At 63.7% G+C, this 14,873-nt stretch carries 11 protein-coding genes; 4 read left to right on the top strand and 7 right to left on the bottom strand.

Annotated elements, in window-relative coordinates; all coding sequences use genetic code 11:
* Positions 1-11: 11 nt before the first annotated feature.
* From FJ417_RS24475 to gcvA, 3 genes are all read right to left on the bottom strand, one after another.
* Positions 12-1,451 (bottom strand): hypothetical protein, encoded by a 1,440-nt coding sequence (locus FJ417_RS24475; RefSeq protein WP_140785189.1) that lies wholly within the window; start codon positions 1,449-1,451, stop codon positions 12-14.
* Positions 1,452-1,635: 184 nt separating this feature from the next.
* On the bottom strand, positions 1,636-2,940 hold the full coding sequence (gene pncB / locus FJ417_RS24470; RefSeq protein ID WP_140785188.1) for a nicotinate phosphoribosyltransferase: 1,305 nt from the start codon (positions 2,938-2,940) through the stop codon (positions 1,636-1,638).
* Positions 2,941-3,223: 283 nt separating this feature from the next.
* Positions 3,224-4,207, bottom strand: a complete 984-nt coding sequence (gene gcvA, locus FJ417_RS24465) for a transcriptional regulator GcvA (protein WP_140656078.1) — start codon at positions 4,205-4,207, stop codon at positions 3,224-3,226.
* Positions 4,208-4,425: 218 nt separating this feature from the next.
* Here gcvA and speB point away from each other — a divergent pair, with 218 nt between their 5' ends.
* From speB to FJ417_RS24445, 4 genes are all read left to right on the top strand, one after another.
* Entirely contained in the window at positions 4,426-5,481 is a 1,056-nt protein-coding gene (speB, locus tag FJ417_RS24460) for an agmatinase (protein ID WP_140656076.1), read from the top strand.
* Positions 5,482-5,555: 74 nt separating this feature from the next.
* Entirely contained in the window at positions 5,556-6,353 is a 798-nt protein-coding gene (locus FJ417_RS24455) for a transporter substrate-binding domain-containing protein (protein ID WP_140785187.1), read from the top strand.
* A gap of 6 nt (positions 6,354-6,359) precedes the next feature.
* Positions 6,360-7,016 carry an amino acid ABC transporter permease gene (locus FJ417_RS24450; protein WP_140785186.1) on the top strand — a complete coding sequence of 219 codons (657 nt, stop codon included), beginning with the start codon at positions 6,360-6,362 and terminating at the stop codon, positions 7,014-7,016.
* A complete protein-coding gene (locus FJ417_RS24445; protein WP_140785185.1) occupies positions 7,013-7,660 on the top strand; it encodes an amino acid ABC transporter permease in 648 nt (215 codons plus the stop codon). The genes FJ417_RS24450 and FJ417_RS24445 overlap by 4 nt, the downstream gene beginning before the upstream one ends.
* Before the next feature lie 41 nt (positions 7,661-7,701).
* On the opposite strand, the gene FJ417_RS24440 is transcribed toward FJ417_RS24445, so the two are convergent.
* The 4 genes from FJ417_RS24440 to FJ417_RS24425 form a co-directional block, all read right to left on the bottom strand.
* Positions 7,702-9,105, bottom strand: coding sequence for an MATE family efflux transporter (locus FJ417_RS24440; RefSeq protein ID WP_140785184.1), 1,404 nt, complete (start codon positions 9,103-9,105; stop codon positions 7,702-7,704).
* A 235-nt stretch (positions 9,106-9,340) separates the two neighbouring features.
* Positions 9,341-12,148, bottom strand: coding sequence for a DUF3131 domain-containing protein (locus FJ417_RS24435; RefSeq protein ID WP_140785183.1), 2,808 nt, complete (start codon positions 12,146-12,148; stop codon positions 9,341-9,343).
* Entirely contained in the window at positions 12,145-13,422 is a 1,278-nt protein-coding gene (locus tag FJ417_RS24430; RefSeq protein WP_140785182.1) for a glycosyltransferase family 2 protein, read from the bottom strand. The genes FJ417_RS24435 and FJ417_RS24430 overlap by 4 nt, the downstream gene beginning before the upstream one ends.
* A complete protein-coding gene (locus tag FJ417_RS24425) occupies positions 13,419-14,474 on the bottom strand; it encodes an NAD-dependent epimerase/dehydratase family protein (protein ID WP_140785181.1) in 1,056 nt (351 codons plus the stop codon). The genes FJ417_RS24430 and FJ417_RS24425 overlap by 4 nt, the downstream gene beginning before the upstream one ends.
* Positions 14,475-14,873: the final 399 nt, after the last annotated feature.

Here is a 14,873-nt window from a genome sequence, read left to right as displayed (position 1 = left end):
GCGCCCTTGTGTCATCCGGCGGTCGGCGTGGCAAGCAACCACAGGCCGAAGATCGTGTAGGCGATCATCAACAGTGTGAGCGGGAGCTGGCTGAGCGCGGCTCGCGATGGCTGCGGGTGGAGACGCCAGGCAAGGCCATGCGCGACGAGCACGGCCAGCACATGGCCGGCGATGATGACGCCTGCCTGAAGATTCCATAGCCACCAGGCCGACTGAGCGCCGGCGACGACGCCTGCCTCGACCATCATGTCGGCGGTGCCGAACAGGTTCCAGCCGAGCGCGAAGGGATCGGAGAGAGCGACCAGGGCGTACTGGCCGTCAACCAGCAGCACGGTGAGGTAATGTGCGATGTGGTAGGCAAGCGCGATCGGCACGATCGACCAGACCAGCAGGCCGGCGGCTTTTCCGAACGATTGCGCATCGGCGGCGAGGCGTTGGCCGAGAAAGACGGCCAGCGCGAACGCCGCCGCAAGCAGGATGAAGGTTAGGACGAGGCCAAAGCTGCCGATGCCGATCAACGCGGTGCGGCCGGGAAATTCCAGCGGGTTGATGCCGAACTGAGCGAGCCAGAAGAAGGTTTTCGACAGGCCGTCAAAGGATACTGAGGACAGGGCCAGGAGGAGAAAGGCGGTGCCGCTCAGTGGCAGCGGCTCAGCGGCGAGCAGCTTGGCGCCGGGCCAGCAGAGTCTCAGCCGGCCTTCGAGGCGCTCGACAGGCGCGAAGCGCGCGACCATCGAGAAAAAGACGCTCAGGAACTCGCCGCGCTGGCTCCAGCCGTCGTAGCCAAAGATGAGCATGGCGACGAAGCTGACCAGCCAGTAGATGCCGGCGGCGCATGCCAGCCGCGCGGGATCGTCTGGCGCGGGATCGATCAGCTCGAACCAAGCGAAGGCGAGGAACAGCGCGAAGGCTGGCCAGTAGCCGAGCCATGACGGCAGGCGTGACCGCTTTGCATCGCCCGCATGAATGCCGAAGACGCGAGAGGCGACGCGCCAAGGCCCGTACCACGGGTTGAGCCACGCCCAGAGGTCGCCGAGCACGCCCTGCAGCAGCGTGAATCCGGCCCAAAGCAGCGTCCAGACCACCAGCGGCAGCGGGTTTGAGAGCGGGTCCCGGCTACCGAAAAGGCCGGCGGCGATGAGAAGTGCGAAGCCGGCAAAGGAAATCAGGCTGACGATGGCGCGCGGGCGGTGGCTGAAGGTGAGGAGCGACAGACGCTTGCGCCAGAAATTGTCGAGGGCGGCGGGCGGCAGCAGCGCCAGGACGAGGAAGCTGACGGCCACGGCAAGCGCGCCGCCGGCGAGGTAGTAGCCGGTGGGTAGCAGCAGGACATGGCCACGGTCGGAGGCGTGGGCGAAGGCTGGGGTGGGGAGGAGGGCAAAGGCGAGCGCCTTAATGGCCAGTCTGCAGCGATGGCGCTCTACGGCGCCCCCCTCTGTCCTGCCGGACATCTCCCCCACAAGGGGGGAGATCAGCAGCTCGGGCGCTCGGCGCTCTTCTTGCTTCGTCGGTGATTGGCGAAAGCGAAGGTGACGTCTAATCTCCCCACTTGTGGGGGAGATGTCCGGTAGGACAGAGGGGGGCGCGAAGGAACTCGGCTTATCCAGGAATTCCATTCGTCCGGGCCTTGAGCCTCTACACCTTCACCAACTGCTCCACCCGGCCCTTCTCGCCGAAAATCCTCAGATACCTTTTGATCTCCTTCTCATCCCCCGTCGCCTTGGCGGGGTTGTCGGAGAGCTTCACCGCCGGGCGGCCATTGGCTTCGGTGACCTTGCAGACCAGCGATATCGCATCGAGGCTGTCGGTCTCCGTCGGGGCGCAGCCTTCGAAATCATTGGTGAGGTTGGTGCCCCAGCCGAAGGACATGCGCACCTTGCCGCGGAAATGCCTGTAGGTCTCCTCGATGGTCTCGACCTCCAGACCGTCGGAGAAGATGAGCAGCTTCTGCTTGGGGTCCTTGCCCTTCTTGCGCCACCAGTCGATGATTTTTTCGCCGCCCTCGATCGGCGGGGCGCTGTCGGGGCGGAAGCCGGTCCAGTCGGCGACCCAGTCCGGCGCGTCTCGCAGGAAGGAATCCGTGCCGAAGGCGTCGGGGAGCACGATCAGGAGATTGCCGCCATAATAGCGCTGCCAGTCCTGCAGCACCTTGTAGGGCGCCTCGCGCAGCTCTTCCTCGGAATTGGCCAGCGCGGCGAAGACCATCGGCAGCTCATGCGCGTTGGTGCCCAAAGCTTCGAGGTCGTTGTCCATGGCCAGAAGCACGTTGGAAGTACCGGTGAAGGCATCGCCGATGCCTTCCTTCAGCGCCTCGACGCACCAGCGCTGCCACAGGAAGGAGTGGCGGCGTCTTGTGCCGAAGTCGGAAATGCGGATGCCGGGCAGCGCTTTCAGCCGCTCGGTCTTGGCCCACATCTTGGCCTTGGCGCGGGCGTAAAGCACATCGAGCGCGAACGGCCCGTAGGAGCGCATCGCCGCGCGGGAGCGCAACTCGTTGATGATGGCCAAGGCCGGGATTTCCCAGAGCGTGGTGTACATCCAGGGACCGGGGAAGGAGAGCTCGTACTGCCCGTCACGCCTGGAAAGCTCGTAGTCGGGCAGGCGGAAATTCTCCAGCCAGGCCAGGAATTCCGGCTCGAAGATCTGCTTGCGACCATAGAAATTGTTGCCGCCCAGCCAGATCATCTCCTTCTTGGAAAAACGCAAGGTGCGGGCATGGTCGAGCTGGTCGCGCAATTCGCCTTCGTCGATCTCGTCGGCCAGGCGAACCGAGGTGGTGCGGTTGATCAGGGAGAAGGTGGCGTCGACCTTGGGATACATGCCCCAGATCATCTGCAGCATCAGGAGCTTGTAGAAGTCGGTGTCCAGCAGGCTGCGGACGATCGGGTCGAGCTTCCAGGTGTGGTTGTAGACGCGCCGCGCTATATCGGTTTTTGCCATGTCTCAATGCGCTTTCGTTGCTCGCTAGATCAGGATGACGTTTCGTTGAATCGCCATCCTGATCTAACTTTTTTGTTGAGCATGATCTTTTCCGAAAACCGGTTCCCACTTTTCGGGATCATGCTCTAGCCGCGGGAATGCCTCTTAGCACTGTATTTTCGAACGCGCTTGCTGCTTTGCAAGCTGGCCCGACAAAAAGCAGCTATGCAAGTCCAACCATCAAGACGCCGCGCCGGAGCATTTCCATACGGAGGCTACGGCGAAGTCGCCGAGCCTAACCGCTTCACACTTTTCCTGGAATTGCTCTAGCCCCGATCACCTTCAGGGCGGGGCGTTTCCTGCGGCTGGGCACGCGGCCGGCCACCGGCGCGTCGGCCCGGCCCTCATCCTGCTCCTTCTCGGCGAACAGCCAGTCGATGAAGAGCTGGACGATCGGCGCCGAGCGCATTTCGTTGCGGCAGACGACGTAGAAATCATCGACCGCCGGCACCGACAAGGTAAAAGGCGCGACGAGCATGCCCCTGGCCAGCAAGGCGCGCGCGGTGACGGAATCGCCGAGCGCCACGCCATGGCCGTGCACGGCGGCCTCCGTCGCCATGCGCGCATCGCCCAGATGATGGCGGCGGCCGCGCTCCAGATCGAGCGCATCGGCGGCGGCCAACCAGGTGTGCCATTCGCGGCCGTCGTCGCCGTGCAGGAAGACGTGATCGGCAAGGTCGCGGACGCCGCGGATCGGCCGGTTGTTGATCAGCGTCGGGCTGACCACGGGAAAAAGTTCCAGCCCCGACCATTTGCGTATCCAGCAATCGCTCCAGCTGCCGTCGCCATAATGCACGCAGACGTCGATCTGCGGGGCGCGAATATCACGGGCGTCGTTGGATGGGATCAGCGTCAGCTGGATGTCCGGATATTGCGCCGTGAAGGAACCGAGCCGCGGCGTCATCCAGAGCAAGAGCAGCGCCGGCACGCAGGATACCGACAGCGCGCCGGCGCTTGCCGGCCTGGTCATGCGCTGGGTGGCGGCGGCGATGCCGTCGAAGGCGGAGGAGACCGCCGGCAGGAATTCGGCGCCATGCGGCGTCAGCTTCACGCGCTGACCGGCGCGCTCGAAGAGTTTCACGCCAAGCGATTGCTCGAGCGCCTTGATCTGGTGGCTGACGGCGCCGTGCGTGACATTCAGCTCACCCGCGGCCTTGGTCAGCGAGGCGTGCCGGGCCGCGGCTTCGAAGGCGCGCAGCGGGTTCAGGGGCGGCAGGCGCTTGGCCATGGGTCGGCTCCTACTTTGTGAGATTTTCTCACAACCAAGACCCTAACAATATCAATTGATTTTTCAAAGCGGCTGCCCGACACTTTTGCCCGGAACAGCTTCAAGAGACGTGGAATCCGCAGCACAGCCGGCGGGCAACGATCCAGCCGGACAACAGGCTGGCTTGGCAAATCGTCCATGTGGGCAGCGCTGCAGGCAGGCAAGAGAGGAGACCGGACATGGGTTACGATCGCGGCAAGCTCGAAGCGTTGCGCCGCAAATATGGCGAGAGCCATGGCGGCGAGATGTTCGACCCGAAATTCCGCAAGGTCGCCGACAAGATCTTCAACAAGTCGGGCACAAGGCTGGCGCCCTATTCCGGCATCCCGACCTTCCTCGCCGCGCCCTACCGCGAAATATCGGCCGACAATCCGGATTTCGGCGACCTGCAGGTGGCGATGATCGGCGTGCCGATGGACCTCGGCGTCACCAACCGTCCCGGCTCGCGCTTCGGGCCGCGCGCGCTGCGCGCCATCGAGCGCATCGGACCCTACAACCATGTGCTGGAATGCGCGCCGACGCATGAGCTTCGCGTCGCCGACATCGGCGACACGCCGTTCCGCAGCCGCTACCGGCTGGAGATCAGCCATGAGGACATCGAAAAGCGCACCAACCAGATCGTCGACGCCGGCGTGCTGCCGCTCTCGGTCGGCGGCGACCACTCGATCAGCCATCCGATCCTGAAGGCGGTCGGAAAAAAAGCGCCGGTCGGCATGATCCATATCGATGCCCACTGCGACACCAGCGGGCTGTTCGACATGACCAAGTTCCACCACGGCGGCCCATTCCGCAACGCGGTGCTGGACGGCGTGCTCGATCCTTCGCGCACGATCCAGATCGGCATCCGCGGCTCGGCCGAGTATCTGTGGGAGTTCACCTACGAGTCCGGCATGACCGTCGTGCATGCCGAAGAGGTGACCGGGCTCGGCATCCCGGCAATCATCGAGAAGGCGCGCAAGATCGTCGGCGACGGCCCGACCTATATCTCCTTCGACGTCGACAGCATCGATCCGGCCTTCGCGCCCGGCACCGGCACGCCGGAAGTCGGCGGGCTGACGACGCGCGAGGTGCTCGAATTGCTGCGCGGCCTGAAGGGCCTCAACATCGTCGGCGGCGACGTCGTCGAGGTGGCGCCGCAATATGACGCGACCACCAACACCGCCCATGTCGGCGCCCAGGTCCTGTTCGAGATTCTCAGCCTGATGGTGTTCAGCCCGGCAATCAAGAAGGGCTAATGCCATACCAACACGGCCGCCGCGCTGGAGCCGGCGGCCGGATGCAACAAACAAGCTTCCAGCAGGGGAAAAAAATGACTCTTCGCAACGCACTGAAATCCGTCATCACCGCGGCTGTCATCCTCGGCGCCGGGCTCGGCACTCAGGCGAAGGCCGATGCCGTCGACGACATCACCAAGGCCGGCGCCATCAATGTCGGCATCTTCTCCGACTTCCCACCCTTCTCGTCGGCCAGCGCCGACATGAGCATCAAGGGCTACGACGTCGACGTCGCGCAGGCGATCGCCGATGCCTTGAAGGTGAAGCTCAACCTGGTCAGCGTCACCGGCCAGAATCGCATCCCGTATCTCACCGACAAGCGCGTCGATATCTTGATGAGCGTCGGCTACTCCAAGGAACGCGAGCAGGTCATCGACTTCGCCGCCGCCTACGCGCCCTACTACATCGCCGTCATCGGTCCGAAGGCAATGGCGGTCAAAGGCAAGGAAGACCTTGCCGACAAGTCGATCGCCGTCAATCGCGGCACGCTGGAGGACACCTCGCTGACGGAAGCAGCACCGGCTTCCGCCGACATCCGCCGCTTCGACAATTACAATGCGGTTATCCAGGCCTTCATCTCCGGCCAAACCCAGCTGATGGTGGTCGGCAACGATGTCGGCGCCCAGGTTCTGGCCAAGCAGGACGCGCTGCAGCCGGAGCAGAAATTCCAGCTGCTCACTTCGCCTTCGCATATCGGCCTCAACAAGAACGAGGACCGGCTGAAGAAGGCGGTCAACGACGCGGTCGCCAAGATGCTCGCCGACGGCAAGCTCGACGAGAGTTCGAAGGCCTGGCTGAAGACGCCGCTCAATCCCGACAACCTCAAGGATTGAGTTGCCGTGGCCTTCGGCTGGCTTCCAGGCGCTGTGGGCGACATCGCTCACGGCGCGGCCACGACGATCCTGTTGATCGTCGTGACCACGGTGGCGGGAACGCTGCTCAGCATTCTCGGCGCCGCGGGCCGGCGGAACGGCCCCGTGCTGCTGCGTCAGGCCATAGGCTGGTATGTCGAGGTGATGCGCAACACGCCCTTCCTGGTGCAGCTGTTCTTCATCTTCTTCGGCCTGCCCAGCCTCGGCATCAGGCTCGACCCGATCCTGGCCGCGATGCTGGCGATGACGCTCAACATGGCGGCCTATACGATCGAGATCGTCGGGGCCGGGCTTGACGCCGTGCCGCGCGGCCAGGCTGAAGCCGCACTGGCGCTCGGCCTCAGGCCTCGCCAGGTGTTCATCAAGATCGTGCTGCCGCAGGCGCTGAAGGTGATCTACCCGGCGCTGACCAGCCAGATCGTCATCATGATGCTGGAATCGGCCGTGGTGTCGCAGATCGCGGTGCGCGAGCTGACCTATGAGGCCGACATGCTGCAGGCCCGCACCTTCCGCGCCTTCGAGACCTATTTCGTGGTGACGTTGGTCTATCTCGGCCTGTCGATTGGGCTGCGCCGGCTGCTCGTTGCCGGGGGGCGCCAAGCGCTTGGAGCAGGTGTTTCATGATCGAGTTCACCTTCTGGGACATCCTGCGCAACCTGCTGCTCGCCGCGCGCTGGACGGTGCTGTTGTCGCTCGCCGCCTTCATCGGTGGCGCGCTGGTCGGGCTGATCGTGCTGTTCTTCCGCATCGCCAAGACCAGATGGAGCCGGCGCATCGCTTCCGGCTATATCGCGCTGTTCCAGGGCACGCCGCTCCTGATGCAGCTCTTCCTGATGTTCTTCGGCCTGCCGATGCTGGGGCTGCGCATCGAGCCATGGACGGCGGCGGCGCTCGGGCTCACCTTCTTCGCCAGCGCCTATCTGGCCGAGATCTGGCGCGGCGGCGTCGACGCGCTGCCGCGCGGTCAGTGGGACGCGGGCGCGAGCCTAGGGCTGCATTATCTGCAGGAGCTCAGGCTGATCATCCTGCCGCAGGCCTTCGCGATCACCCGCGCGCCGACCGTCGGCTTCCTGGTGCAGTTGATCAAGTCGACGGCGCTGACCTCGATCATCGGCTTCGAGGAATTGGTCAGGACCTCCAACGCCATCAACAACGCGACCTTCGAGCCGTTCAAGGTCTACGGGCTGGTGGCGCTGATCTTCTTCGTCATGTGCTTCCCGCTGACGCAATATGCGCGCCGGCTGGAGCAACGCGTCGGAGCGCGCTGAGCCGGCGCAAAGGCTGCCGATCGTGCCGGCAGCCTTTCCTGTCAATGCCCGAAGGACAACGCCGGCGCGATGCGGTCGCGCCTGAGCCAGCGCGCGAGGAGCAGCGCCGCCACCACGGCCAGTCCCGAGGCCAGGCCGATCCAGATGCCGACGCCGTTCAGACCGAAATGGAAGGCGAGCAGCACGCCGAGCGGCAGGCCGACGCCCCAATAGCCGATCGCGGCGTAGATCATCGGCACCTTGGTGTCGTGCAAGCCGCGCAGCATGCCGGCCGCGACCGCCTGGGCGCCGTCGAAAATCTGGAACAGCGCGGCGAACATAAGGAACGACACGGCAAGCGTGATCACCCTGGCATTGGTCGGATCGGCGAGATCGATGAAGGCGCTGATCAGCGCATGCGGCCAGAGAATCATCACCAGGCCCATCAGCGCCATGAACGAGACGCCGATGACGAAGGCAGTCCAGCCGGCGCGCGAAACGCCATCCGGGTGGCCGGCGCCGTGCGCCAGGCCGACCCGCACGGTGACCGCCTGGTTGAGCCCGAGCGGCACCATGAAGGAGATCGAGGCGATCTGGATGGCGATCGCGTGGGCGGCCAGCGAATCCGCATCGATCAGCCCCATGAGCAGCGCCGCCGCATTGAAGATCGTGACCTCGAAGGCGAGGATGCCGGCGATCGGCATGCCGAGTCTCAGCAGGCCGCGGAAACGCGGCCAATCGGAGCGCCAGAAGCGGCCGAACAGACGGTAGCGGCGGAACTTCTTCTCCAGCATCACCACCGCCGCCAGGCCGACGAACATCAGCGTGCTGGACAAAGTGGTGGCGAGGCCGGAACCGGCGATGCCCATCGACTTGACGCCGAGATTGCCGAACATGAACACCCAGTTGAAGAAGGCGTTGCAGGCGACCGCGACGAAAACGATGATCAGCGCCCATCCCGGCCGCTCCAGCGCCGAGATGAAGGAGCGCAGCACGATATAGCCATAAAAGGGCAGCACCGCCCATTGCAGCCAGTGCAGGTAGATGCCGGCCTGATGCGCGAGCTCCGGTTTCTGGCCCATGGCCAAAAGCACCTCTTCGCCATGCGAGAGAAAAATCCAGATCGGGATCGAGATCAGGATCGCCAGCCACAGGCCCTGGCGCACGGTGCGGCGCAGGTCGCGCACCGAATGGCGGCGGCGGCCGAGCTCGGTCGCCATCATCGGCGAGGTCGCCAGCATCAGGCCGAGGCCGAAGATCAGCGGCATGAAGTAGAGGTTGGCGCCGAGCGCGCCGGCGGCGAGCGTATCGGACCCCAAACGGCCCATCATCATGACGTCGGTCGCGGTCATGGCGGTCTGGCCGAGATTGGTCAGCACCATCGGCCAGGCAAGCGTGATCGTCGCCCTGATTTCCTGACGCCAAAGGTTTTCCGACGCGCGAGCGCCGGCTTCGATCGCAGACATTGTTCTGCTCTTTCAGAACACGGCGCGTCGGCCAAAGGGCCGGAAGCCGCACAACAACGGCGCGAAATGGCGCCATTTGCGTCGCCTTGTGAACGAAATGCGACATGTTGGCAAGGGAGGGACCCGGGTAGCGATTGATCCAGCCGACGCAATCCGGCGCGACGGCTGCCGCTTCCGTGCCAGGTGACAGAAACGCCGGGCAGCGCGATTCCACCGCCGCAAGGACCGGCGGAGTTCAGGCCTCTGCGCGCGAAATCAGGGGTTTGCGGCCACCGATTATATAGGCGACAGACTCGAGGATGACGCCGTTGGTGTTGATATCGGTGACCTCGATCCGCTTGCCGGTCCGCTCGGATATGCCGGCGGAAAAACCTATTCCCTTCATCCTGGCGCGCTCCCTGACATGGGCTACGAGTTTTTGCGCGTAGTCGCCCGGCCGCGCCGCGAGCCACAGATAGGCGCCCTTGGAGTTGACCAGCCGCAGCGAGTCGGAAAGCTTCGCCGCCTTCTCGGGCGCGGAGGTCTTCAACGTGTCGACCGGGAAAGTGCCGCCATCGTGGGTCAACTGGTAGCCCTGGTAGGTGAAATAGGGCGGCCCGGCCATGGCGGTCTCTGAAACGCAGGTCAGGATGCCGGTGTCCTGGAAGCGCTTCATCTGGGCGGCGTAGAGGATGTCCGCGATCAGCCGCCCATGCGGTGATGCGCCCAGCTCGATTTCCTCGGTGACATGAGGCTCGGTCGCGATGCGGCCGCGCCGCTGGATTTCCACCATGGCCGCGAGGGCGGCGTCCATGTCGTTGCTCGGATCCGCAGTGCCGAAGACCGGCGATATCGCCTCGCCCCAGAGGCTGTATCCGCGGCCGGCATAGCCGGCATAGCTGTTGTACTGTCCCGACGAAATCTTGCCGGTGTCGCTCACCACATGCATCTCGCCATCCTTGAGGACGGGTCCGAATGACCAATGCCGCACCAGCTTGAACACCGGGAAGGCACCCGCGGTGTAGCTGTCCAGGATCTTCAGCGCGACGAGCAGGCGCCCAGTATCGGCACTATCGAAACCATCGCGCTCGCCGCCCCTTGAACTCAGCCGCCGCTCGGTATTTGGAATCTTCACCCCGGCGAAGCTGAAATCGCCCTGGCCCAGGAATGCCAGGATCCGATTGATCATCGTCTCGAATTCGGTCTGGTCGATGATGCGCAGGCGTTGGGCGGAAACCGCCGCCAGGATGTGCGATCCGATATCCCACATGGTGACAAACGGATATCCGGCCTGCTTGCCGGATTCGATCCAGGACGTGGCCGGCGCCATGCCGTTGTATTGCCTTGCGCCCCAATCGAAATAGGTCCAGGCCAGTTCGGCATCGGCCCTCAGCGCTTCCTCCTCCAGCCAATACGGATCGGGTTTTCTCCAGTCCTTCACCGATACCTCGGCACGGGCTTGCCGGATGCGATCCACCTTCGGCATGGCCGGGCAGACGGCTTTGTAGTACTGCGCGAAATTGACCAGCGTCGTGCCCGGCAGGCCTGCCATCCGGGTGATGGAGTCGAGTATCACCTGCTTCTTTTCGGGCGTTTTGGCGGTGTCCGGGTGGATGCAGAAGACCGCATCATTGTCCTCTCCAAGATAATCGAAGACCTGTTCTTGCGAGAAATAGGGAAGGTCGCCCGTCCAGGCGGCTTCGAACTTGACGGTATTGGACACATGCAGGATTCCACGCCTGTCGAGGCCGTTGAACCAGCGCATGTCGCCCTTCTCGGCGGCGAACATCGGCGTCCCTGTGCCGGCCACGGCATCGAGCGTGTTGTCGTCGAAATCGTCGTTCGGAGGAATATAGGTCAGCGGCAGCCTGCCGGTGGAGCGGTAGATTTCGCTCATGCAGTCCCTGATGAGGTCGACGTCCTTCGCGAGCGAGTTTCCGAGCAGCTCGGAAGGCGTATGGTGCCAGCCATGCCCCGCGATATCGTATCGCTGGTCCGCCAGCATCGATCGCAGAAAGGCCTTGCTGTTTTCGTCCGCCGACAGCAGGCCCGCCTTGGGTGCCGGGATGATGGCGTTGGTGACTGGATAGCCGGCTTCGATGAGGCCCTTGACGAAGGCCATGTGGCTCGGATCGGTGTCGCTGTCGAGACGCAGGTCATCCACCCTGACCACGATGTAGCGCCTGCCGGCAGCGCGGCTCTGCGTATAGAGCCTCTGCGGCGTCAGGACACGCACGGCGCCGGATGAGGTGGCCGCAAGCACCGCCTTGGCGACGCCGGCCGCGTAGTCGGCCGCATCGGTATTGGACAGGCCGGCGAGCGCGTCAAAGGGAATTTCAACGATGACCGGGTCGATGTTGGCGGCAACAGCCATGATATTCCGCGCAAGCGCGGCCGGGGCCGTCAGCGCGGCTGTCGCATTGCCCGATGTGGCGGATGTTCGCACCGAGGCGACGGTGTTCACAAGGCCGGTGTTGGTCATCCAATAGCCTCCACCCGGAGGCTGCTGGCCGACCTTGTCGTCGGGCTCGCCCGCAAGACGAATGACGGTGCGAATGCCGGCCGACCTCATCGAGGCGGCGTCCTGAGGCGATTGCAGCGGCTGATTGGTGGTCAGCGTCAGCGCGGTGATGACGGCCTTGGACTTGTAACGGTCGAACGCGTTGATCATGAGCGAGAAGGCGGCCTGCATCTCGCCGGCCTGCCGGGCCTGCAGATAAGGATCGGCCGGCGCGATCTTCGTGGCATGGATTCCGAATTCGATGGCGTTTGGAGCCAGTTCCACGGACTGCCTGATCCACTTAGCTAGGCCGGAGCTGTAGCCTGGGATGTCGCCGGGATCGCCTGCCATCTTGATGGTCATGGCGATCGGCAGACCGGCGGACGAGAAGGCGTTTGCGACAGCTTCGAGCTTGCCTGTGTCGGCGTGGGCGCCGACGCCGCTGACGGTCACGATCAGCGGATTGGGCAGGCGCGCCGCGGCCGTGGCGACACCTCGTCCGGCAACGGCCAGGAGCGGGATGCCGATACCGCCGAGAAGGACCGAACGCCGGGTTATGGTCATGAGTGCCTCCTGTCGGCGGCGGGAATTGCGTACCGCGCCGGGCTCACCCAGCGGCCATCGGATTTCGCGGAGAAGGATTTGGCGAGGGCGCGCAGGAAAAGAGCGGCGTCGAGAAGCCGGATGGCGGGAAAGGCGATGCCGTAGAGCATCAGGCTCGGCCGCCGCTCGATGACCGCGACGACCAGTGTGAGCGCATAATCGACGGCGAGGAACAGAGCGAGCAGAATGACGGGCGAGACTGGCCGTATCGCCAGTTGGCCGATCGACAATGCGGGCACTTCAAGGCCTGTCGCCAGATACGCCAGGACGGCCAGCGGCAGGGCGAGCGCGAAAATCGATATGACGAGCAATTCGGCCAGCAAGCCGCCGAGCGAAAGCCAGAAGCGGCTTGGCCAGACGCCATGCCGGCGCACCGTCTGCCAGAAGCCCAGATACCAGCGTTGCACCTGCTTGCGGTAATCGGAGAGGTTGAACGGATCTTCCGACGAGCACTGCGCTCTCGGCGTATAGGCGACGCGGCCCAGCCCTTTGTGCTGCACCTCGAAAGTCATGTTGAAGTCTTCGATCACAAGGCCCGGGGCCGTGATGTCGATCTGGGTCAGGGCCTGGGTGCGATACATGCTTGCAAAGCCGGGCGCGATATAGCTCACGCTGGCCCATTTCCAGGACTGGCCATATTGGAATGCGGTCTGCAGGATCCTGTAGAGGCGTGTGCGATAGGCGGCGAAGAGCATATCCAGCGTCGGCAGGCGCTGATCGCGCCAGCGCGACAGGACATGGCCCGCGACGACGCTGACACCCGGATCGTCGAACAGCGGAAGGGCGTGGTCGAAATAGTGTGGGTCGATTTCGGAGTCTGCGTCCTGGATCAGCACCGCCTTAAACCGCTCGCAAAGGCGATAGTGCTTGATCGCCCGGTCTATGGCCTTGGCCTTGCCACCGTTGGGCCGGATATCAAGAGCCCTGCAGCCCAGGCTCCGGGCGATGGAAACCGTGGCGTCTTTCGATCCGTCGCTGGCGACATAGATCTGCCGGGCCGGGATGATCGCCTTGAGGGCGGCAATGCATTTGGGAAGCGCGATCTCTTCATTATGCGCGGGAATGACGACCGCGACATCGGCGACCCTGATGGCGCGAGGGATCGCGGCGGCCTTGCTGCTGCCGAGTTCGGCGATGAAGCGCAGCAGCCCGACCGTGCACCAGAATGCGATGTTTATGCCCAGCGACGCGCTGAGAACCATCAAGGTCATGTTGAGGACGGCCGTCGGGCTCATGGCGCGGCGGGCTGCAACCGATCGCCCGGGACCGGCGCGCCGCCGTCCCTCCTGTGCGCGGGGCCGAGAGCCGAGCGGGCGGGCTTAATGCCCATCGCGCGAAGCAGGTCCTGGTAGCTCTGGCGGATGCCTGCTTCCAACGAGATGTTCGGCCGCCAGCCGAGGGCCCGAAGCCTGGTCGTGTCCGGCCAGCGGCCGCGGTGATCCTCGATGAAATGCTCGCGAAAGGCTGCTTCGCCAGCAAGGCCGGTTGCTTTTTTCACCGTTGTGAAGAGGTCGCGCACGGTGATCTGTTCGTCGCCGCCGACATTGTAGACCTCGCCGCTTACTCCCTTTTCGACGACGGTGAGAAGTCCGTTCACCAGATCGTCCACGTGGAGAAAGGTTCGCGTCTGCGTTCCGTCACCATAGATCGGCACGGGCTGGCCGGCGATGAGGCGGGTCAACATCTGTGGGATGACACGCTGATCCTTGGGCGACATGGCCGGACCATAGGTGTTGAAAATGCGTACGATGCGCACCTCGATTCCATATTTGCCGCCCCAGAAGCGGGTCAGCGCCTCGCCGAAGCGCTTGCCTTCCTCGTAGGGGCTGCGCGGCCCGACCGGATCGACCCGCCCGACATAGGTCTCGGGCTGAGGGAAGACGTCCGGATCGCCGTAAGCCTCGGCGGTGCTGGCGAACAGATATTTCGCCTTGCACCTGCGCGTGATCTTCAACAGGTTCAGCGTTCCGGCGGACGAGGCCATCAGCATCTGCTCGCCCAGCCGCTTGATGTTGGGAACGCCCGTTGGACAGGCCAGGTTGTAGACATGGCTGTAACGACGGCGCTGCAACCGCCGGCAGATTGCCGGATCGGCGATATCCATCTTGATGAAGCCGAAATTTGGATGGCGCGACAACTGGTCGACATTCGCCTGGCGACCGGTGGAGAGATTGTCGACGACATCGACCTGCGCGCCCTGATCGAGAAGGCGACGGGCAAGGTTGGTCCCCAGACACCCCGCGCCTCCCGCGATAAGGCATCTGACTTCGTTGCTGTTCATGCTCATCGAGCGACAATCCTCGTTTGCAAAAGAAGAAAGCCGCACCCCCTCATTGTGCGCCTTGCTCCATGAAACGAGGATTTCCCCAGGCAAAGCAACTGATAGTTAATAATATGATAAACAACAGTGGTTAATTACCTTTTTGTAATCGTTGCTTTTTTTGGCGTTCCTTTTTTAAGATGACCTAAAGTGGAACGACTGCGTGCGAAATCGGCACAAGCAGCGCGCTTGACAATCCGCAGAATCTTGATCCTGCCGCGAGCCGCAGTCGCCTTGTTTGCCGGCCCTGCGCAAGGTTCAGCCGCAGAAGAAAACTCGTGGCACAGGAGTTGCATCGCGGCCCATGACAACGTGGGGTTATGACGCCGGCTACCAGAAGTCCTGTTCGTCAGAATTCACGGCATT

Origin of the sequence: Mesorhizobium sp. B3-1-7, from assembly GCF_006439385.1 — a bacterium.
Lineage (GTDB): Bacteria > Pseudomonadota > Alphaproteobacteria > Rhizobiales > Rhizobiaceae > Mesorhizobium.
This window is presented reverse-complemented; position numbering and strand designations above follow the sequence as displayed.